The organism is Isoptericola sp. NPDC056605, from assembly GCF_042792795.1.
Classification (GTDB): Bacteria; Actinomycetota; Actinomycetes; order Actinomycetales; family Cellulomonadaceae; genus Isoptericola.
In genome coordinates, this window is record NZ_JBHTVT010000007.1 from 86,337 (window position 1) to 106,044 (window position 19,708).

Here is a 19,708-nt window from a genome sequence, read left to right on the forward strand (position 1 = left end):
CTCTGTCAGACGGGTCGTCGGTGCGAGGTCACCCGATGATCGGGCGCTCCTCGGGGAAGCGTACGATGCGACGCCGGTCGCGCAGGGCCAGGGCGCCGAGCAGCGAGATGACGCCCACGCGCCCCACGAACATCAGGCCGGCGAGCAGGTACTTCGCGCCGTCGGGCAGGGACGCGGTGACGCCGGTGGACAGGCCCACCGTGGCGTAGGCGGAGATCACCTCGAACAGCGCCTCGGACAGTCGCAGGTCGGTCATGCGCAGCAGCGCGAGGCACGACACGAGCACGGCGGTGGCGCCCACGAAGACCACCGCGATGGACAGCCGCAGGGTGTCGCGGGGGATGCGCCGGCCGAACACCTCGGTGTCGGCGTCGCCGCGCGCCTCGGCGACGATCGCGAGCAGCATGACGGCGAACGTCGTGACCTTGATGCCGCCCGCGGTCGACGCCGAGCCGCCGCCCACGAACATCAGGGCGTCGGTGAGGAGCCACGTCTCCTGCGTCATCTCGTGCACGGGCACGGAGCTGAAGCCCGCCGAGCGTGGCATCACCGAGGCGAAGATCGACGACAGGATCTTGGTGCCGAAGCTCTGGTCGCCGAACGTCGCGGGGTTGTTCCACTCCAGCGCGCCGATGAGCAGCGCGCCCGCCACGAGGAGCGCGAGGCTGGTGGTTACCGTCAGCTTGGTGTGCAGCGACAGGGCCCGCACCCAGTGCTTGTGCTTGCGGCGGCGGTTGGTGATGACGTTGAGGATGACGGGGAAGCCGAGGGAGCCGATGAAGACGCCGAGGGCGATCGGCACCAGCACGAACCAGTCCGACGCGAAGGGCAGCAGGCCCTCGGGGGTGGGCACGAACCCGGCGTTGTTGAACGACGAGATGCCGTAGAAGAGGGCGTGCCACGCGGCCGTCCCGGCGTGGTCGCCGAGGACGAGGAAGCGGGGAAACAGCAGCAGCGACAGGATCAGCTCGATGCTGGTGGCCGTGATGATGATCGTCTGCAGGAGGGCGCCGACCTCGCCGAGCCGCTCCGTCTTCGTCTCCGAGGCGGTGAGGAGCTTCTGGGTGAGGCCCAGCCGGCGCGACACGGCGAGGCCGAGCAGCGAGGCGAGCGTCATCACGCCCAGGCCGCCCACCTTGATGCCGACGAGGATGACGACGTGACCGAACTCGGACCAGTAGGTCGCGGTGTCCTGCACGACGAGTCCCGTGACGCAGACGGCCGACGTCGCGGTGAAGAAGGCGTCGACGACGGAGGCGCCGCGGCCGGACGCCGTCGCCCACGGGGTCAGCAGCAGCAGCCAGATCACGGTGATGACGGCCGCGAAGACCGTCATCGCGAGGCGGGCGGGGTACTCGCGGGCCGCGCGGTTCGCCCATCCGCGCAGCGCGAGCGCGCGACCGCCCCAGCTCCCCGGCACCCTGTCCCCTCTCGCCCCTCAGTCGCTGGGCACAGCCTGCCACGCCGTCGGCTACCGTGACGGGATGCGCGTCGCCCGGCTGCTGTGGAGCCCCGAGCTCCTGCGTTACGACTTCGGCCCCGGGCACCCCATGGCGCCCGCCCGCCTCGACCTCACGATGCGGCTCGTGGCGGAGCTCGGGCTGCTCGACGAGCCCACCCTGGAGACGGCCGACGTCGAGCCTGCACCCGACGCGCTCATCGAGACGGTGCACGACGCCGCGTACGTCGCGGCGGTGCGGCGGGCGGCCGCGGACGGCACCCCGGACCCGGCGCGCGGACTCGGCACCGAGGACGACCCGGTGTTCCCGGCGATGCACGAGGCCGCGGCCCGCCTGGTCGCGGCGTCGGTGGACGCGGCGGAGTCCGTGTGGTCGGGGCGGGTCACCCACGGCGTGAACATCGCCGGCGGGATGCACCACGCCCAGCGCGGCGCGGCGTCCGGGTTCTGCATCTACAACGACGCCGCGGCGGCCGTGCGGCGGCTGCTCGACCTCGGGGCCGAGCGGGTCGCGTACGTCGACCTGGACGCCCACCACGGCGACGGCGTCGAGGCGATCTTCTGGGACGACCCGCGCGTGCTCACCGTCTCCGTGCACCAGGACGGACACACGCTGTTCCCGGGCAGCGGCAACGCCGGCGACACCGGCGGGACGGCGGCGCAGGGCACCGCGGTGAACGTCGCGCTGCCGCCACGCACCGACGGCGCGCACTGGCTGCGCGCGGTGGACGCCGTCGTGCCCGCGGTGGTGCGCGAGTTCCGTCCGCAGGTGATCGTGTCGCAGCACGGCTGCGACGCGCACGGCAACGACCCGCTCACCGACCTGAACGTGGGCGTCGGCGCGCAGCGCACCGCGGCGCGCTGGGTGCACGACCTGGCGCACGAGCTCGCCGACGGCCGCTGGGTCGCCCTCGGCGGCGGCGGGTACGCCGTGGTCGACGTCGTGCCGCTGGTGTGGGCGAGCCTGGTGGCGGAGGCGGCGCACGCGCCGCTGGCGATCGGCATCGAGCTGCCGGAGTCCTGGCGGCGCGAGGTCGAGGAGCTGTCCGGGCTGGACCCGGCCGAGCGCCTCGGCAGCGGCGACGTCGAGTGGCGTCCCTGGGCAGACGGCTACGACCCGGCCGACGACGTCGACCGCGCGATCCTCGCCACCCGGCGGCACGTGTTCCCCACGTGGGGGCTGGACCCGTACCGCGACTGACGTCACGGCGTCGGTCGGACGGGCGACGGTCGGGAGGACGCCGGGCATCGGGTACCCTGGGGGACGGACTTTTCCGCGTTGGTCGGCTGCTCCTGGAGACAGGGCTCCTGGGACCAACCGTGTTCCACCGACCGACAAGCATTGTGAGGACCTCATGGGCTCCGTCATCAAGAAGCGCCGCAAGCGCATGGCGAAGAAGAAGCACCGCAAGCTGCTGCGGAAGACGCGTCACCAGCGTCGCAACAAGAAGTGACGTCGTCCGCCTGACGGCGGACCGCACGGACGAACGGGCCCGGCACCTCCACGGAGGTGCCGGGCCCGTTCGGTGTCCGGGGTCGGGGTCAGCGGCCCTGCAGCCGCCGGCGGATGCTGCGCAGCACGAGCCCGGCGACCCAGGCGGCGCCGGCCCACGACGCCGTCTTCATGCCCCGGCCGGCCACGCGCCGTCCGCGGCCGCGGAACTCGCGGATGGGCCAGCCGACCTCCTTGGCGTGCCGGCGCAGGCGCGCGTCGGGGTTGATGGGGCACGGGTGCCCGACGGTGCGCATCATCGGCAGGTCGTTGAGCGAGTCGCCGTACGCGTACGAGGCGGAGAGGTCGATGCCCTCGCGGTCGGCGAGCTCGCGGACGGCGGCGGCCTTCGCCTCGCCGTGCATGAGGTCGCCCACGAGGCGGCCGGTGTAGAAACCGCCGGAGTGCTCCCCGATGGTGCCGAGGCACCCCGTGGCGCCGAGGCGGCGGGCGATGAGGCCGCCGATCTCGACCGGCGTCGCGGTCACGAGCCACACCTGGTCGCCGGCGGCCAGGTGCTCGTCGAGCAGCCGCTTGGTGCCCGGGAAGATGCGCAGCTCGAGCACGGTGTCGTACACGTCCTCGCCCACCGCGGTGATCTCCGCCACCGAACGGCCGGCGATGAGCGACAGCGCTCGGCTGCGCACCGTCTCGATCTGGGAGCGGGACTCGCCGAACACGAGGTACTTCGCCTGGATCAGCGCGAACCGCAGCAGGTCGCGGGTGCCGAAGAACCGGCGCTGGTACAGGGCGCGCGCGAGGTGGAAGGCGCTGGCGCCCCGGATGATGGTGTTGTCGACGTCGAAGAAGGCTGCGGCGCGCGCCGGCGGGGACGACTCGGCGGGCGACGGCATGCGGTCCACTGTATCGGCGCGGATACGCTGTGCAGGTGAGCAGGCCGCAGGGATCCGCAGGTGAACCCCGGGTGCTGCTGTACACGCGTGTCGGTTGCCACCTGTGCGAGGAGGCTCGGGCGGTGGTCGCGGACGTGTGCGGCGCGGCGGGGGAGACGTGGCGGGAGGTCGACATCGACGTCGACGGTCCCGGTGGTGACCTGGTGGGCAAGTACGGGGACTACGTGCCCGTCGTCGAGGTGGACGGCGTGCAGCAGGGCTTCTGGCGGGTGGACGGCGCGCGGCTGGCGCGGCGGCTGGCTCGCTGAGCCCCGGGAGAGGACGACAGGGTGATCCAGCAGTGATCGAGCTCGGTGAGGCGACGGTGCCGGCCGCGACGGTGGCGAGGCTGCCGTACTACCTGCGCGCCCTGCGCGACCTGGCGGAGGGCGGCGTGACGACGACGTCGTCGTCGGAGCTGGCGGAGCGGTCCGGGGTGGGGTCGGCGCAGCTGCGCAAGGACCTGTCCTACCTCGGGTCGTTCGGCACGCGCGGCGTGGGCTACGACGTGCAGTCGTTGGCGCAGTACATCGCGACGGCGCTCGGGCTCGAGTCCGAGCACCGGCTGGCGATCGTCGGCATCGGCAACCTGGGGCACGCCCTGGCGAACTACTCGGGGTACGCGGCCCGAGGGTTCCAGGTGGTGGCGCTGCTGGACGCCGACCCGCAGGTGGTGGGGAACTCCGCGGCGGGGCTGACGATCGAGCACGTCGACGCGCTGGAGGACGTCCTCGCGCGCACCGGCGTGTCGATGGTGGTGCTGGCGACCCCCGGGCCGGTGGCGCAGGCCATCGCCGAACGGATCGTGGCGTGCGGCGTGCGGGAGATCCTGTCCTTCGCACCGGTGGCGCTGCAGCTGCCCGACGACGTCGTCGTGCGCTCGGTGGACGTGGCCGGCGAGCTGCAGATCCTCGCGTTCCACGCCGCGGCCCGTGCGGCGACCAACGGCACCCCCGCGAGGTAGTCCCGGAGTCGCCGAGGTAGTTCAGACATGGTCCAGGTCGTCCGAAGGGGCGGCCCGCACATCTGCGGGCCGCCCCTTCGAACTATCTGGGCAGATCTCGAACCACCTCGGCGAGAGGGTCAGCTCTGCTTGATGGCCGAGACGTCGAGGGCGATCTTGACCTTGTCGCCCACGAGGACGCCGCCGGTCTCGAGCGCGGCGTTCCAGGTCAGGCCGTAGTCCTTGCGCGAGATCTCGATCTGGGACTCGAAGCCGGCGCGCGGGTTGCCGAACGGGTCGGTGGCGGTGCCGGTGAACTCGGTGGGCAGCTCGACCGTGTTGGTGACGCCGTTGATGGTGAGGTCGCCGGTGATCGTGTAGTCGTCACCGTCGGTGGAGATGCCCTTCGAGGCGAAGGACCAGACCGGCTTCTCCTCGGCGTGCCAGAAGTCGGCGCTCTTCAGGTGGCCGTCGCGGTTCTCGTCGCCGGTGTTGACCGACGCGGCGTCGAGCTCGGCGGAGACGGCCGTCGACTCGAGGTCGTCGCCCACGGTGATGGCGCCGGACGAGATGGCGATCGTGCCGCGCACCTTGGCGATCCCGGCGTGGCGCACGGCGAACGAGGCGGTCGAGTGGGCGGTGTCGATGGCGTAGGTACCGGCGGTCAGGCCTGCGGGCAGCGCGGTCATGGTGTCTCCCTCGGGTTGGGTCGTGCTGACTGTCACCAAGATAGTTGATGAATCAACTATCGTCACGGGGGGTGGAACGCGCCGCTCTCGTAACCTATTCCCGTGGGTGCGACGAGAGCGCAGGAGCGCGACGACGAGGGCCGCGCGGACGTGCGCTGGCTCGACGAGCAGCAGCAGTGGGCGTGGCGACGGTTCCTCGAGGGGACGTCACGCTTCTTCGAGGCGCTGGGGGACGCGCACGACGAGGGGCTGCCGGTCACGCTCGGCGAGTACCACCTGCTGGTGCAGCTCTCCGAGGCGTCGGGCAGGACGCTGCGGATGTCGGCGCTCGCCGACTTCCTCGCGCTGTCGCGCAGCCGCCTGACGCACACGGTCGACCGGATGGAGCGGCGCGGGCTCGTGGTCCGCACGCCCGTGCCCGGGGACCGGCGCGGGGTGAACTGCGTCATGACCGACGCCGGGTACGCGGCGCTCGTCGACGCCGCGCCGGGCCATGTGACCGCGGTCCGGCGCCTGCTGGTCGACGCCCTCACCGACGAGGAGTTCGCGACCCTGGGCCGCGCCATGGCGAAGGTGGCGGACGTGGCCAGGGGGCCCGCGGCGCCCTAGTCGCTCTGCGGCACGGCGGCACGGCGATGGAGGTGGCCAACTGGTCCACCGCCGACGGTGAGCCCCGCAGTGTCGGCGACGGCCCGTCGGCCCGTGCCGGTCGCGTGAGGGTCGTCACGTCATGCTGGACGGGACCTGGGTACGCCGCCGGTCTGGGACACTGGGACCCATGGCCACCACCACCGTCCATCTCGTACGGCACGGCGAGGTCCACAACCCGGACGGCGTCCTCTACGGGCGCATCCCCGGCTACCGCCTGTCCGACCGCGGCCAGGCGATGGCGCGCCGCGTGGCGCAGCACCTGTCCGGCGCGGGCCGCGACGTCGTCGCCGTCGTCGCCTCCCCGCTGCAGCGTGCGCAGGAGACCGCGACGCCGACGGCCGAGGCCTTCGGCCTGACCCTCGCCACCGACCACCGGCTCGTCGAGGCGGGGAACCACTTCGAGGGCACGACGATCGGGAAGAACCCGGGGCAGCTCGCCCACCCGAAGTACTGGCGGTACCTGTGGAACCCGCTCCGCCCGTCGTGGGGCGAGCCGTACGCGGACCAGGTGACCCGGATGCGTGCCGCCGTGGACGACGCGCGTCGTGCCTACGAGGGCCACGAGGTCGTGCTGGTCAGCCACCAGCTCCCGGTCTGGGTCACCCGCCGGTCGTACGAGGGCGGCTCCCTGGCGCACGACCCCCGCCACCGTCAGTGCGCCCTGGCGTCGATGACCTCGCTGCGGTTCGACGGCGAGACGTTCGTGGGCCTGCACTACACCGAACCCGCCGCCGACCTGCTCGCCGGCGCCGACCCCGTGCCGGGGGCGTGATGCGCACCGCTCGCCCGCGCGCGCTCCGCCGCGCCTCGGCGGCCGTCGGCGCCGTCCTCGCCCTCGGGCTCCTCGCCGCGTGCGGCGCCCAGGACTCGGGCGCCGGCGACGTCGTCGGACAGGGCTTCGTCTCCGGCGACGGCTCCGTGAAGCAGTGGGACGCGGGGGACCGCGAGGACGCCGTGACCGTCGAGGGCACGTCGTTCGAGGGCGACGAGGTCAGCACGGCCGACTGGCTCGGCGACGTCGTCGTGGTCAACACCTGGTACGCCGGGTGCGCGCCGTGCCGCGCCGAGGCCCCCGACCTCGTGGCGCTCGCGAACGAGCGCGAGGCCGACGGCGTACGCGTGCTGGGCATCAACACCGAGGACGAGGCCGGCGCCGCCACCTCGTTCCAGCGCACGTTCGACGTGCCCTACCCGTCCATCGAGGACCGCAGCGGCCAGGTCGTGGCCAGGCTCTCCGGCGTCGTGCCGCTGCAGGCCGTGCCGTCCACCGTCGTGCTCGACGCCGAGGGCCGGGTCGCGGCGCGCGTCATCGGGCAGGCGGAGGCGTCCACGCTCGACGCGATCGTCGACGAGGTGCTCGCCGAGTCGGGCGACGGCGCGAAGGGCGCCTGATGGGCGAGACCTTCGCGACCACGGTGTTCAGCGGCTCGATGCTGCTGGCGCTGCCCGTGGCGCTGATCGCCGGCCTCGTGTCGTTCGCCTCGCCGTGCGTGCTGCCCCTGGTGCCCGGCTACGTCGGGTACGTGAGCGGCATGGCCGCCGCGTCGGCCGGGACGGGCGCGAAGGGCCGGCCCGGGGTGCCCCAGGACCCGGCCCGGCGCCGCGTCGTCGCCGGCGTGGCGCTCTTCGTCCTCGGCTTCACCGCGGTGTTCGTGGCGTTCATGGCAGCCGCGGGGGCGATCGGCTCCTACCTGGTGCAGTGGGAGGGCACGATCATGCGTGTCCTCGGGGTCGTCGTGATCCTCATGGGTCTCGCCTTCCTCGGCGCCGTGCCGTTCCTGCAGCGGGAGCGGCGCATGCACCTGAGCCCCCGGGCGGGCCTGTGGGGCGCGCCGCTGCTGGGCGTGGTGTTCGGCCTCGGCTGGACCCCCTGCATCGGCCCGACGCTCGCGGCCGTGCAGACGCTGGCGCTCGACCAGGCGTCGGCCGGCCGCGGTCTGGTGCTCGGCGTCGCGTACTGCGTCGGGCTGGGCGTGCCCTTCCTCCTGGTCGCGCTCGGGCTGCAGTCCTCGCAGCGCATGCTCGGCTTCCTGCGCCGGCACCGCCTGGGCATCCAGCGCGCGGGCGGCGCCCTGCTGGTGCTGGTCGGCCTGGCGCTGGTCACGGGGCTGTGGTCCTCGTGGACCAGCCAGCTCCAGGGCTGGATCGGCGGATTCGTGACGGTGGTGTGATGAGCGAGAAGGCGACGTACCGACCGGAGGGCATCAACGACGCGTTCGTCGAGGGCCGCGCCGACGCCGGGCCCTCGTCCCCCGCCGAGGGGCCGGCCAAGCCCGCCGGCCCGAACCTGCCGACGCTGGGCTGGCGCGGCATGCTGCGCTGGACGTGGCGCCAGCTCACGAGCATGCGTGTGGCGCTCATGCTGCTCATGCTTCTCGCCGTCGCGGCGGTGCCCGGCTCGGTGCTGCCGCAGCGCAGCCAGGACGCCGCCGCGGTGCTCGAGTACCTCGGCGACCACCCCACGCTGGGGGAGTGGCTGGACCGGTTCGGCTTCTTCGAGGTCTACAGCTCGGTCTGGTTCTCGGCGATCTACATCCTGCTGTTCGTGTCGCTCGTGGGCTGCATCGTGCCGCGCACGCTCGCGCACGCCCGCAACCTGCGGAACCGGCCGCCGAAGACGCCGGTCAGGTTCGGCCGGTTCCCCGCCACGGCCGAGGCCAGCACGACGGCCTCGCCCGACGAGGTCGTCGAGGCCGTGGCCGGCCACCTGCGCGGCCCGCTGCGCCGCCTGCCCACGTTCCGCGTCGACGTCGGGTCGGAGGAGCCGCGCCTCGGCCGGCCCGCCACCCGCACGGTGGCCGCGGAGCGCGGCTACCTGCGCGAGACCGGCAACCTCGTGTTCCACCTCGCGCTGCTCGGCCTGCTCGTCTCCGTCGCCCTCGGTCAGCTGCTCCACTACCGCGGCCAGGCGATCGTCACGGAGGGCCGCGGCTTCGCCAACGCGGTCGTCGACTACGACACCTTCGACAAGGGCGCGTGGTTCCAGCCGTCGTCGCTGTCGCCGTTCTCGATGACGCTCGACTCGTTCGACTCCGAGTTCGCCTCCGACACCGTGGCCTTCGCGCAGGCGCGCGACTTCACCGCCCACGTGACGGTCACCGAGCCGGACGGCGGGCAGCACTCCGACCAGATCAAGGTGAACTCCCCGCTGACGGTCGACGGCGCCAAGATCTACCTCCAGGGCAACGGGTTCGCCCCGGAGATCACCGTCAAGGACGGCGCCGGCGAGATGGCGTTCTCCGGTCGCGTCCCGTTCCTGCCCGAGGACACCATGTACACGTCGCGCGGCGTCGTGAAGGTCCCGGACGTCTCCGACGGGCAGGAGCAGATCGGCCTGGTCGGGTACTTCCTGCCCACCGCCGTCGTCGAGGCGGACGGCTCGGCCCGCTCCGTCTTCCCGCAGCCGCAGAACCCGCTCATGGTGCTCGAGGTGTTCCGCGGCGACCTGGGCCTGGACGACGGCGTGCCGCAGAACGTGTACCGCCTCGACACCGCCTCCCTCACGCCGTCGACGGACGAGGACGGCGAGACGATCAAGCTGCTCGTGAAGCCCGGGGAGACGGTCGAGCTGCCCGACGGCCTCGGCACCGTCACCCTCGGCGAGGCGGTGCCGCGCTACGTCGCGCTCGACCTGCGCTACGACCCCTCGCTCGCCTGGGTGCTGACGTTCTCCCTGCTGGCCCTCGCCGGCCTCGCGGTCTCGCTGTTCACGCCGCGCCGCCGTGTGTGGGTGCGATCATGGGAGACCACGGACGACGACGGCCGGGCCGTCACGCACGTCGAGCTCGCCGGGCTCGCGCGCGGGGACGACGCCGGCCTGCAGCGCGAGGTCGACAAGGCCCTGGCAGCGGTGCCGGGGCTCGCCGACGGCACGAGTGACGACGACAAGCCCGACGACAAGCCCGACGACAAGCCCGACGACGACCAGCTCGCCGCCGACCACCAGAGAACCGCCACGGAGGACTGACCATGCAGATCGCCGAGCTGAGCGTGCTGCTCGTGTGGGGCGCCGCCACGGCGCTCACGATCGCGCTCGTCGCGTTCGCGATCGACCTGGGCCGCCGCACGGAGGCGCGGGCCGAGGCCCACGCCGAGGCGCGCACGCCCGCGGCGGTGGGGGCCGGGTCCCGGCCTGGACCCGCGCCTGCCGCGAGCACCCCGGGGACGGCGGGGGACACCGCCCCCGCGCGCCGTCGTGCTGCCGGCATCGCGATGTCGACCACGTGGCTGGGCACGGCGATGCTCCTCGTGGCGATCGTGCTGCGCGGGTTCGCCGCGGGCCGCACGCCGTGGGCCAACATGTACGAGTTCACCCTGGTCGGGTCGTTCATGGCCCTCGCCGTGTTCCTCGGCATGAACGTCCGCAAGGACTTCAAGTTCCTCGGCGCGTTCGTCACCGGCCTGACGGTGCTCTTCCTCGTGCTCGGCCTCAACGTCTTCTACGTCGCCGCCATGGGCGTGCAGCCGGCGCTGCAGAACTACTGGCTCGTCATCCACGTGGGCGTGGCGATCAGCGCCACCGGCATCTTCACCGTCGCGTTCGTCGCGTCGGTGCTGCAGCTCCTGCGCGACAGCCGCGACACCGGCTCCCCGTACCTGCAGCGGCCCGGCTTCCGCTGGCTCGACCGCGTGCCGACCCCCACCTCGCTCGAGGCGCTGTCGTTCCGGCTCAACGCCGTCGGCTTCGTGCTGTGGACCTTCACCATCATCGGCGGTGCGATCTGGGCCGAGCACGCCTGGGGTCGCTACTGGGGCTGGGACCCCAAGGAGGTCTGGAGCTTCGTCATCTGGGTCGTGTACGCGGCCTACCTGCACGCCCGCACCACCCGCGGCTGGGACGGCCGCCGCGCCGCGTGGTTCGTGATCGTCGGCTACCTGTGCGTGCTGTTCAATTTCACCGGCGTGAACCTGATCTTCAACGGCAAGCACTCGTACTCGGGGCTCAACACCGACAGCACCGGCGGCGCCTGACGCCACCCGGCCGCTGCGAGCGCGAAAGAGGGGACTGTCCGCCACCGGACAGTCCCCTCTTTCGCGCTCACGGCGTCTAGGGAGCGTCGCCGTTGCCGCCGCCCTCGCGCTCGCGGCGGCGCTTCTCCTGCTCGAGGCGCCAGAGGAACTCCGGGTCGTCGTCGGGCGCCACGGGACCGGACGGACGGCGCGGGCCGGACGGTCCGGGACGCCGGCGGCGGGACGTCGGGCCGCGGCCGCCGGAGGCGCGGCGGGCGGACTGCTTGACGACGATCCACGCGACGGCGCCGAAGATCGGCAGCAGCACGATGATCACCGCCCAGAGCCAGCGGGGGAGTCCGCCGCGCTCGTCCTCCTCGGAGCCGAACAGGTCGAGCAGGGCGTACAGGGCGAGCCCCACCACGAGGAGGGGCAGGATCACACGCGCGAACATGCCTCCAGCCTAGTTCGGCGTCGGGATGCTCAGGAATCGCGCCTACCCTGGAAGCGTGCCCCTCGTCATGTACACCGTCTGGCGGATCCTGCTGTTCGTCGCCGCCCTCGGCGCCGGCTACCTGCTCGGCCTGCGCAGCTGGCTCCTCGTCCTGGTCGCCGCCGTCGTGGCGTTCGCCGTCTCGTACCTCGCGCTGAGCAAGCCACGGGACGCCGCGGCGCGCTGGCTCGCGGAGAAGGAGCAGCGGCGCAAGGACGGCGCCGACAAGCACGACGTCGACACCGACTACGAGGACTCCGTCGTGGACCGGGAGCACCCCACGGCCGGTTGAGCGGGCGGGTGTGCCGGCGTCAGAGCGCCAGGCCGACGGCCAGCAGCACGCCGTAGGCGAGCTCGAACATCCCGGTGCCGGCGAGCACCTTCACGAGCAGCGGCCCGCGCGCCCCGGCGATCACCGGGGCCACGAGCAGCGCGGCGGGCAGCAGCAGCACCGTGACGAGCAGCGCCCACGGCGACCACGCCGCGCACACCATGCCCAGCACCACGGGCAGCAGGATGCAGCCGGCGTACCAGCGCCGGGCGCGGTGGTCGCCCAGGCGCACGGCGAGGGTCCGCTTGCCCGCGACGACGTCGGTCGGGATGTCGCGCACGTTGTTCACCATGAGCAGCCCGCAGGCGATCAGGCCGACGCCGACCGCTCCCAGCACGGACGGCCACGTGAGGGTGTCCGCCTGGGTGTACGTGGTGCCGAGCGTCGCGACGAGCCCGAAGAACACGAAGACGCCCACCTCGCCGAGCCCCGCGTAGCCGTACGGGTGCTTGCCGCCCGTGTAGTACCAGGCGGCCAGCACGCAGAGCACGCCCACCGCGAGCAGCCACCAGTGCCCGCTGACGGCGCACAGCGCGAGGCCGAGCACCCCGGCGACCCCGAACGACGCGAACGCGGCCCCCTTGACGCGGCGGGGCGGCGCGATGCCGGACGCCGTGAGGCGCAACGGACCCACCCGGTCGACGTCCGTACCGCGCACGCCGTCCGAGTAGTCGTTGGCGTAGTTGACCCCCACCTGCAGGGCGAGCGCGACGCCGAGGGCGAGGACGGCGGGCAGCCAGGCGAAGGCTCCCACGTCCGCCGCGGCGCCCGACCCGATCAGCACCGGCGCGGCCGCGGCCGGCAGGGTGCGGGGGCGTGCTCCGGCGATCCACTCGCTCGTCGTGGCCATGCTTCTCCGTCCGTCGGTGCGGCGCCGGGGCGTCGCGTGCGCGAGCAGGTCAGGCGTGCGCCTCGTGCTCGCGGACGAGGGCGACGACGCCGCTGCGGTCCACCTTGCCGGGGCCGCGCAGCGGGAGCGCGGCCGTGCGGTACACGCGGCGGGGCGCGGACGGCGCACCCAGCCTAGTCGTCGCGGCGGACCGGACCCGCGCCAGCGCGTCGTCGTCCACGGGCACGAGCCGCGGCCCGCTCGGCCCGGTCGACGCGGCCGGGGACGCGACCACGGCCACGAGCGCCTGCCCCCACTCGGCGTCGGGCACGCCGACGACGCACGCCTCGCCGTCGAGCAGCTCGCCGACGAGCGCCTCGACCGGCGCCGGCGCCACGTTCACGCCGCCGGTGACGACGACGTCGTCCGCCCGGCCGAGCACCTGCAGCGTGCCGTCCGGGCGCAGCCGGCCGAGGTCGGACGTGCGGAACCAGCGGGCGCCGTCCGGGTCGGTGCGGAACGCCGCGGCCGTGGCGGCGTCGTCGCCCAGGTACCCGGCCGCGAGCGTGGGCCCGCCCAGCTCGACGACCCCCACCTCTCCTGACGGCTTGGAGGGGACGAGGCGGACCCGGACGCCGCGCAGGGGCGCGCCGTCGTACACGCAGCCGCCGGCGGTCTCCGACATGCCGTAGGTCGTCACGACGCGCACGCCCGCCTCCGCGGCGCGGGCGAGCAGTGGGGGCGGGGTCGCCGCGCCGCCGAGCAGCACCGCCGCGCAGCGGGCCAGCGCCGCCAGCCCGCGGGGCGCGCCGTCCTGGGCGGCGGCGAGCAGGCGGTGCACCTGGGTGGGCACCAGCGACACGTACACCGGGTCGTCGCCGGCGGCGTCGAGTGTGGGTTCGAGCAGGTCGACCAGGCCGTCGGGCGTGAACCGCGCGTCCGGGTCGGCCGCCGTCAGCGGGGTGCCGGCGAGCGCCGACCGCACCAGCACCTGCAGGCCCGCCACGTGCGTCGGCGGCAGCGTCAGCACCCACCGTCCGGGGCCGCCCAGTCGCTCGTGGGTGGCCGACGCGGAGGCGCGCAGGGCGGCCGCGGGCAGCGCGACCTCGCGGGGCGTCCCCGTCGACCCGGACGTGCGCACCAGCAGCGCCGTGCCCGGCGGCACGGGGGCCGCCGTCGTGCGAGGGAGCGGCACGACGGCGGGGCCGCCGTCGAGCGCGGCGCGCACGGCGTCGCGGAGCACGCCGACGGACGGGGGGAGCGAGGGGCGGGGCACCGCACCAGCGTAGGTCCGGGTCGGTCCGGGTCGGTCCGGGTCCCGACCAGGTCGCGGCAGGCCTGCCGTAGGGTGGCACGGTCCTGGCCCGGGAGCCCCTGGGCCGCACGCACGTCGAGGAGGACGCCGAGGATGCCCACGAAGCCCGCAGGCGCACCCCGTGGCGCCCGGACCGGGGCCGTCGGCGCGATCGTCGCGCTCGCCCTGCTGGCCACGGCCGCCTGCGGCGCCGGCGAGCCCGCCGCGCCGCCCACCGTCACCGCCGCACCGGACGTCTCCCTGCCGAAGGCGGCACCGCCCGACCCCGTGAAGCCGAAGCCGGCACCGAAGCCGAAGCCCGTGGTGTGGCCGCTCAACGGCAGGCAGACCGGGACGAAGAAGGTCCCTTCCAGGCCGGCCGTCGCGGTGAAGATCGAGAACTCGTCGCAGGCACGACCGCAGTCCGGGCTGCAGCAGGCGGACATCGTGTGGGAGCAGGTGGTCGAGGGCGGCATCAGCCGGTACGTCGCCGTGTACCACTCGAAGCTGCCCGGCACCGTCGGTCCCGTCCGGTCCGTGCGCCCCATGGACCCGGGCATCGTCGCGCCGATGCACGGCATCCTGGCCTACTCCGGCGGGCAGCCGCCGTTCGTCCGCGCCGTGGGGAAGGCGAAGGTCCAGTCCGTGACCATGGACGGCGGCGACCCTGGCTTCCGGCGCAGCGGCGACCGGGCCGCGCCGCACAACGTGTACGGGTCCGTGAAGGCGTTCGCGAAGCAGGCGACCAAGAGCCGGGCGACCCCGCCGCCCGCGCAGTTCTCGTACGCCGCCAAGGTCGGCCAGGGGTCCGCCGCGAAGAACGACCGGAAGGGGCGCGTGGCCGACGTCCGGCTCTCGCCGGCGCAGCGCACCGTGTGGCGGTGGAAGGCGAAGACGAAGACGTACGCCCGCTACGACGGCTCGGCCCCCTCGATCTCCTCCGGGAGCCAGCTGCGGGCCCGCAACGTGCTGCTCCTGTCCGTGAAGCTGAAGAACACGAGGTACCGCGACCCGAGCGGCGCCCCCGTGCCCGAGACGCAGATGGTGGGCCGCGGCAAGGGCGTGCTCCTCACCCGCGGCAAGGCGCTCAGCGTGATCTGGTCGAAGAAGTCGACGGGCAAGAAGCTGGTGCTGAAGACCCGCGGGGGTGACCCCGTCCGCCTCGACCCGGGCAACCTGTGGGTCGAGCTCGTCCCACGCGGCACCGGGTCGTGGCGGGTGCGTTGACGCCGGATCGGGGCGTTCCCGGCCTACGGTGAGGGCGTGTGACCGCGCGCACAGCCCGCGACCCCGGGAGAACCGTATGACCGCCACGCCCCGCCCTTCCCGCACCCGGCGCGCCGCAGCGCTGACGGTCGCCGCCGTCCTGGCTCTGGCGGCGTGCTCGTCCGGCGGGTCGCCGTCGCCGGTCGTCACGCCGGGCAGCACCGCCGACAAGGGCGCCCCGCCGTCGCCCACGATGCCGTCGGCCTGGCCGCTCACCGGGGTGCGCTCGGACGAGGTGGCGGCCCGGCCGGCGCTCGCGGTGAAGATCGAGAACGCGCCCGAGGCACGTCCGCAGACCGGCCTCGAGGACGCCGACCTGGTGTGGGAGGAGGTCGTCGAGGGCGGTATCACCCGGTTCGTCGCCGTCTACCACTCGCGGATCCCGAAGGCGGTGGAACCCGTGCGCTCGGTGCGGCCCATGGACCCCGACGTCGTCGCCCCGCTCGGCGGCATCCTCGCCTACTCGGGCGGTCAGGCGCCGTTCATCGCGGCGGTGGAGAAGTCCGGCACCCAGTCGGTGATCATGGACCGCGGCGACGCGGGCTTCTCCCGCGACCCGGGCCGCGCCGCGCCGCACAACGTCGTCGGGGACCCGAAGGCCTTCCTCGACCAGGCCGACGGCGACCGCACCGTGCCGCCGCCCGCCCAGTTCCGGTACGCGGGCGAGCCGGGCGAGGGCACCGCGGCGGCCGACGGCACGAAGGCGGCCACCCTCGACGTGACCCTCAGCCCGGCGCAGCGCAGCGTCTGGGACTGGTCCGGCGAGGAGAAGCGGTGGCTGCGCAGCGAGGGCTCGCGCGAGTCGGTGTCGTCGTCGGGGAAGCGGCACGCGGCCGTCAACGTGCTCGCGCTGTCGGTGGACGTGGTGGACACGCAGTACAAGGACCCGGCCGGCGCGCCCGTCCCGAAGACCGAGCTGGTGGGCAAGGGCAAGGGGGTGCTGGCGTCCGCCGGCAGGACGGTGTCCGTGCAGTGGTCGAAGAAGGACCAGAGGTCGCCGGTCGAGCTGACCCGCGACGGCGAGCCGGTCGAGCTCGACCCCGGCAGCACGTGGATCGAGCTCGTCCCGAAGGACGGCGGGAGCTGGAAGGCGTCCTGACGGCGACGACCGCCGACCGACCGCGCCGCGGCTAGGCCCCGCCGAGCCCCGAGAGGCTGTTTCCGAGGGTCACGGGAGTGCCGCCGGCGGAGAACAGCCCCCACAGCACACCCGTGCCGGTCCGTTCCCACGCCGTGCTGCCGTCCCGCAGGTCGAGCGCGACCAGGCGGTGAGGCGCGTCCGCGCCGTCGTCGGACCACGAGGCCGGGGAGATCGCGAGCAGCAGGCGGGTGCCGTCGGTGACGGCGCCCGCGACCGTCTCGCCGTCCTCGGGGTCGCCGTCGAGCAGGTCCGTCACCCGCCACCGCTGTGCGCCGGTGCGGGCGTCGACGACCGTGAGCGACGTCTCGTCGGCGAGGACGATCGCGTCCCCGACCCGGGCGAGCGGCGTCGTGAGGGGGGCGACGGAGACCGACCAGGTGGGCGCCCCGTCGGCGCCGAGGGCCGCCAGCGACGAGGCGCTGCCGCCGGCGCCGACGAGGACCAGCCGCGCGCCGTCGGGCGTCGTGTCGACGAGCGGGGCGACCGCCGAGCCGTGGATCGTCTCCAGCCGCTCGCCGTGGGCGTCGCGGACCTCGCTGGTCTCGCCCTGCACCAGGAACCGGCCGCCGGGCAGCGGCACCAGCGTGTGCGCGTCGCCGCCCACGTCGAACGACCCGCCGGTCGGCGTGACCGCCCGCGTGAGGCCGCACAGGCCGAGCGTCGTCGCCGACGGCGTCGCGTCGACCCAGGGCTGCGGCGTGACGGTTACCGTCTGCGCGCCCGGGCCCTCCGTCACCCCGCACGACTCGAGGGCGTCCTCCGTGAGAGGGATCGTCACCTCGGCGCGCGCCTGCCCGGTGACGGCGTCGACGACCCGCACGGACGGGTCCCGCCAGCCCGCGTCGCGCAGGGCGCGCTGGAGGCTCGCGGCGTCCTCGCCCGCGCGCCAGGGGATGCCGCTCTCCGGGGCGATCGCGTCGAGCACCGCGACCGTCCCGCCGGCGGCCGGGACCACCTGGGACCAGGAGGACACGCGGGGGTCGCCCTCCCCGGGCGCGTCGACCGCCTCGAGGAGGTCGAGCTCCCGTTCGCTCAGCACCGTGCCGTCGGCGTCGAGCACCGTGACGCGGGAGAGGTCCTCGACGCAGACCACGGTGTCCACCGGGGCGCTCCAGTCGACCGGGGTCCAGGGCGTGGGCCCGCACATCGCGCCGTCGTCGAACGGGTGCTCCCACACGACGTCGCCGGTCGCCGCGTCCATCGCCCGGACGCCGTCGCCGTCGGTGACGGCCAGCACGCCGCCCGGCAGGACCGCGGCGACCGACGACTCCTCGGGGAGGGACCAGACGACGTCGACGGGCTCGGACAGGTCGCCCACGACGCCGGGCATGCCGCGGATCGCCTCGGCGCGCTGGCGCTCGGCGCGGGCATCCAGCAGGCCCGGGGCGACGGCAGCGGTGGAGGCGGCGACCACGACGACGGCGGTGCCGCCCGCGACGGCGACGCGGCCCCGGCGGGAGAGCGTGCGCCACCGGGCGCGGGCCCGGACGATCAGGTCCGCCGGGCGCGCCGGGGCGTCGTCGGGCGCGTCCTCGCGCTCGTCGTCCGGCACGAGCTCGAAGGTGGTCATCGGCTCGGGGCGCCGGAACCTCGGAGGCATGCCCGGAGGCTACCGGCGACCGTCAGCCCAGGCCGTGCACGACGCCGTCGAACGCGACCGCGTGCCCCTCGATCGCCGTCAGCCACTCGAGGAAGCCCGTCTCCTCCCGCTCCCACACCGTGGAGCCGTCCCGGAGGTCGAGGGTGACCAGCCGGTGGTGCTCGCCGTTGCCGCTGACGCCGAACAGCAGGCGGGTGCCGTCCGTGACCGCCCCGGCGAACCAGTCGCCCGAGCCGTCGGCCGAACGCCGGAGCAGGTTGTCGCGGGCCCAGACCTGGGCGCCGGTTCCCGCGTCGAGGCCGACGAGGCCCCCCTGGGTCTGCACGACGACCACGCCCGCCATGCGGGCGAGGACGCCCTCGAGGCCGTCGGCCGTGGCATCCCACGCCTCGGCTCCGTCCGCGTCGACCGCGCTGAGCCGCAGCTCGTCGTCGACGTCGTCCTGGCCCGCGAGCACGAGGAAGGGGCCGTCGGGGTCGTCGTCCAGGACCGGCGGGAGCAGGTAGCCCGGCACCGTCGCGACGACCGTCCCGTCCTCGTCGAGCACGGTGCTCTCCTCGCCCACGGAGACGAGACCCCCGCCCGGCAGCGGTATCGCCCACCTGTCGTCCACGCCGGTGTCGAGCACGACGCCGTCGGGGGTGACGACGACCGAGGCGCCGCACACGGAGAGCGTCGTGCTCGACGGGGACGCGTCGACCATGGGTTCCGTCATCAGCTCGGGGTCGCTGTCCTCGTCCTGCGTCATCCCGCACTCGCCGAGGTCCTCCGGCCGGAGGCGCACGGTCGCCTCGCCCCGCACCTCGCCGGTGAGAGCGTCCTCCAGGCGCAGCGTCGGGTCGCGCCAGCCGTCGGCGCGGAGCTTCCGCAGGGTGTCCGCGTCGGGCAGGTCGTCCGCGGGCCAGGGCGCGGTGGCGTCGGTGATGTCGTCGACCACCGCGACCGCGCCGGCGGCTGCGGGCACCACCACCGGGGCTCCGTCCGGGGTCCCGTCGCTGAACGTGTCGATCCGTGCCGGGCCGATCGACCGCTCGCCGACGACCCCGCCGGCCGCGTCGAGCACCGTGACGGTGCGGTCGTCCGGGTCGCCGCTGAGGCAGACCACGACGTCGGCGGGCGGGACCGAGTCGCTCCGGTAGCCCCGCTGCGGGCCGCACGTCGGGAAGGGCCCGACGTCGTGCCGCCACGTCTCGCGGCCGGTGCCGGCGTCGAGCGCCGCCACGGCCGTCCCTTCGGTCGTGAGCACGAGGCCGCCGCGCAGCGCCGCCAGGGCGCCGCTGCCGTTCGTGAGCCGCCACGTCCCGGCCAACGGCTCGGACAGGTCGTCGACCGCGCCCGGGAGGCCCTGGACGGCCTCGGCGCGCAGCCTCTCGCCCCGGGCCTCCAGGATCCCCGGGGTGACGGCGGCGCCGGCCGCGGCGACCACGACGACGGCGGTCCCGGCCGCGACGGCGACGCGGCCGCGGCGGGACAGAGTGCGCCAGCGGGCGGCGGCGCGGACGCGCAGGGCGGCCAGCAGCCGTCGCGCCCGGCCGGGCTCCGGGTCGTCGGAGGCAGGAGCGGGCCAGTCCTCGAGCTCGTCGTCCGGCACGAGCTCGAAGGTGGTCATCGGCTCGGCGCGACGGAACCTCGGAGGCATGACGGGAGGCTACCGGCGGTCCGGAGGCCCGGCCGTCC

Annotated in this window: 21 protein-coding genes; 13 read left to right on the forward strand and 8 right to left on the reverse strand. The window is 74.4% G+C overall.

Annotated elements, in window-relative coordinates:
* Nucleotides 1–28: 28 nt before the first annotated feature.
* Nucleotides 29–1,420, reverse strand: coding sequence for a TrkH family potassium uptake protein (locus tag ACFQ8Y_RS09525; RefSeq protein WP_430550615.1), 1,392 nt, complete (start codon nt 1,418–1,420; stop codon nt 29–31).
* 64 nt (nt 1,421–1,484) lie between these two features.
* On the opposite strand from ACFQ8Y_RS09525, the gene ACFQ8Y_RS09530 reads away from it, so the two are divergent.
* Together ACFQ8Y_RS09530 and ACFQ8Y_RS09535 are read left to right on the forward strand one after the other, a co-directional pair.
* Nucleotides 1,485–2,660: an acetoin utilization protein AcuC gene (locus ACFQ8Y_RS09530; protein ID WP_430585308.1), complete on the forward strand. Its 1,176-nt coding sequence runs from the start codon at nt 1,485–1,487 to the stop codon at nt 2,658–2,660.
* A gap of 154 nt (nt 2,661–2,814) precedes the next feature.
* Nucleotides 2,815–2,913 carry a 30S ribosomal protein bS22 gene (locus tag ACFQ8Y_RS09535; protein ID WP_003792170.1) on the forward strand — a complete coding sequence of 33 codons (99 nt, stop codon included), beginning with the start codon at nt 2,815–2,817 and terminating at the stop codon, nt 2,911–2,913.
* 88 nt (nt 2,914–3,001) lie between these two features.
* Here the strand turns inward: ACFQ8Y_RS09535 and ACFQ8Y_RS09540 are convergent, their stop codons facing one another.
* Nucleotides 3,002–3,805, reverse strand: a complete 804-nt coding sequence (locus tag ACFQ8Y_RS09540; protein ID WP_430550613.1) for an HAD family hydrolase — start codon at nt 3,803–3,805, stop codon at nt 3,002–3,004.
* A gap of 35 nt (nt 3,806–3,840) precedes the next feature.
* Between ACFQ8Y_RS09540 and ACFQ8Y_RS09545 the strand changes: the two genes are divergently transcribed.
* Both ACFQ8Y_RS09545 and ACFQ8Y_RS09550 read left to right on the forward strand, forming a co-directional pair.
* Nucleotides 3,841–4,113, forward strand: a complete 273-nt coding sequence (locus ACFQ8Y_RS09545) for a glutaredoxin family protein (protein ID WP_430564350.1) — start codon at nt 3,841–3,843, stop codon at nt 4,111–4,113.
* Between the two features lie 32 nt (nt 4,114–4,145).
* On the forward strand, nt 4,146–4,808 hold the full coding sequence (locus ACFQ8Y_RS09550; protein ID WP_430585309.1) for a redox-sensing transcriptional repressor Rex: 663 nt from the start codon (nt 4,146–4,148) through the stop codon (nt 4,806–4,808).
* 119 nt (nt 4,809–4,927) lie between these two features.
* Here the strand turns inward: ACFQ8Y_RS09550 and ACFQ8Y_RS09555 are convergent, their stop codons facing one another.
* A complete protein-coding gene (locus ACFQ8Y_RS09555; RefSeq protein WP_430550610.1) occupies nt 4,928–5,476 on the reverse strand; it encodes a YceI family protein in 549 nt (182 codons plus the stop codon).
* A 102-nt stretch (nt 5,477–5,578) separates the two neighbouring features.
* Between ACFQ8Y_RS09555 and ACFQ8Y_RS09560 the strand changes: the two genes are divergently transcribed.
* The 6 genes from ACFQ8Y_RS09560 to ccsB all read left to right on the forward strand — a co-directional run bounded on the left by ACFQ8Y_RS09560 (nt 5,579) and on the right by ccsB (nt 11,098).
* Nucleotides 5,579–6,085, forward strand: a complete 507-nt coding sequence (locus ACFQ8Y_RS09560) for a MarR family winged helix-turn-helix transcriptional regulator (protein ID WP_430550609.1) — start codon at nt 5,579–5,581, stop codon at nt 6,083–6,085.
* 169 nt (nt 6,086–6,254) lie between these two features.
* A complete protein-coding gene (locus ACFQ8Y_RS09565) occupies nt 6,255–6,899 on the forward strand; it encodes a histidine phosphatase family protein (RefSeq protein WP_430564348.1) in 645 nt (214 codons plus the stop codon).
* Nucleotides 6,899–7,519 (forward strand): TlpA family protein disulfide reductase, encoded by a 621-nt coding sequence (locus tag ACFQ8Y_RS09570; protein ID WP_430550607.1) that lies wholly within the window; start codon nt 6,899–6,901, stop codon nt 7,517–7,519. Before ACFQ8Y_RS09565 ends, ACFQ8Y_RS09570 begins: the two co-directional genes overlap by 1 nt.
* Nucleotides 7,519–8,298 (forward strand): cytochrome c biogenesis CcdA family protein, encoded by a 780-nt coding sequence (locus ACFQ8Y_RS09575; protein ID WP_430564347.1) that lies wholly within the window; start codon nt 7,519–7,521, stop codon nt 8,296–8,298. Before ACFQ8Y_RS09570 ends, ACFQ8Y_RS09575 begins: the two co-directional genes overlap by 1 nt.
* Nucleotides 8,298–10,094 carry a cytochrome c biogenesis protein ResB gene (locus ACFQ8Y_RS09580; protein ID WP_430585310.1) on the forward strand — a complete coding sequence of 599 codons (1,797 nt, stop codon included), beginning with the start codon at nt 8,298–8,300 and terminating at the stop codon, nt 10,092–10,094. Before ACFQ8Y_RS09575 ends, ACFQ8Y_RS09580 begins: the two co-directional genes overlap by 1 nt.
* Before the next feature lie 2 nt (nt 10,095–10,096).
* Nucleotides 10,097–11,098, forward strand: a complete 1,002-nt coding sequence (ccsB, locus tag ACFQ8Y_RS09585; protein WP_430585311.1) for a c-type cytochrome biogenesis protein CcsB — start codon at nt 10,097–10,099, stop codon at nt 11,096–11,098.
* A 76-nt stretch (nt 11,099–11,174) separates the two neighbouring features.
* Here ccsB and ACFQ8Y_RS09590 read toward each other — a convergent pair whose 3' ends face one another.
* Entirely contained in the window at nt 11,175–11,531 is a 357-nt protein-coding gene (locus ACFQ8Y_RS09590) for a PLD nuclease N-terminal domain-containing protein (RefSeq protein ID WP_430550603.1), read from the reverse strand.
* A 55-nt stretch (nt 11,532–11,586) separates the two neighbouring features.
* On the opposite strand from ACFQ8Y_RS09590, the gene ACFQ8Y_RS09595 reads away from it, so the two are divergent.
* A complete protein-coding gene (locus ACFQ8Y_RS09595) occupies nt 11,587–11,862 on the forward strand; it encodes a DUF4229 domain-containing protein (protein WP_430564345.1) in 276 nt (91 codons plus the stop codon).
* A 19-nt stretch (nt 11,863–11,881) separates the two neighbouring features.
* Here ACFQ8Y_RS09595 and ACFQ8Y_RS09600 read toward each other — a convergent pair whose 3' ends face one another.
* Both ACFQ8Y_RS09600 and ACFQ8Y_RS09605 read right to left on the reverse strand, forming a co-directional pair.
* On the reverse strand, nt 11,882–12,751 hold the full coding sequence (locus ACFQ8Y_RS09600; RefSeq protein WP_430550601.1) for a 1,4-dihydroxy-2-naphthoate polyprenyltransferase: 870 nt from the start codon (nt 12,749–12,751) through the stop codon (nt 11,882–11,884).
* A gap of 49 nt (nt 12,752–12,800) precedes the next feature.
* Nucleotides 12,801–14,006 (reverse strand): AMP-binding protein, encoded by a 1,206-nt coding sequence (locus ACFQ8Y_RS09605; protein ID WP_430585312.1) that lies wholly within the window; start codon nt 14,004–14,006, stop codon nt 12,801–12,803.
* A gap of 132 nt (nt 14,007–14,138) precedes the next feature.
* Here ACFQ8Y_RS09605 and ACFQ8Y_RS09610 point away from each other — a divergent pair, with 132 nt between their 5' ends.
* Together ACFQ8Y_RS09610 and ACFQ8Y_RS09615 are read left to right on the forward strand one after the other, a co-directional pair.
* Nucleotides 14,139–15,251 carry a DUF3048 domain-containing protein gene (locus ACFQ8Y_RS09610; RefSeq protein WP_430585313.1) on the forward strand — a complete coding sequence of 371 codons (1,113 nt, stop codon included), beginning with the start codon at nt 14,139–14,141 and terminating at the stop codon, nt 15,249–15,251.
* 76 nt (nt 15,252–15,327) lie between these two features.
* The gene (locus ACFQ8Y_RS09615; protein WP_430585314.1) at nt 15,328–16,389 is read left to right on the forward strand and encodes a DUF3048 domain-containing protein; all 1,062 of its coding nucleotides are present in this window, start codon (nt 15,328–15,330) and stop codon (nt 16,387–16,389) included.
* Nucleotides 16,390–16,420: 31 nt separating this feature from the next.
* Here ACFQ8Y_RS09615 and ACFQ8Y_RS09620 read toward each other — a convergent pair whose 3' ends face one another.
* On the reverse strand, nt 16,421–18,031 hold the full coding sequence (locus tag ACFQ8Y_RS09620; protein ID WP_430585315.1) for a PQQ-binding-like beta-propeller repeat protein: 1,611 nt from the start codon (nt 18,029–18,031) through the stop codon (nt 16,421–16,423).
* A 22-nt stretch (nt 18,032–18,053) separates the two neighbouring features.
* On the reverse strand, nt 18,054–19,670 hold the full coding sequence (locus tag ACFQ8Y_RS09625) for a PQQ-binding-like beta-propeller repeat protein (RefSeq protein WP_430585316.1): 1,617 nt from the start codon (nt 19,668–19,670) through the stop codon (nt 18,054–18,056).
* Nucleotides 19,671–19,708 lie beyond the last annotated feature (38 nt).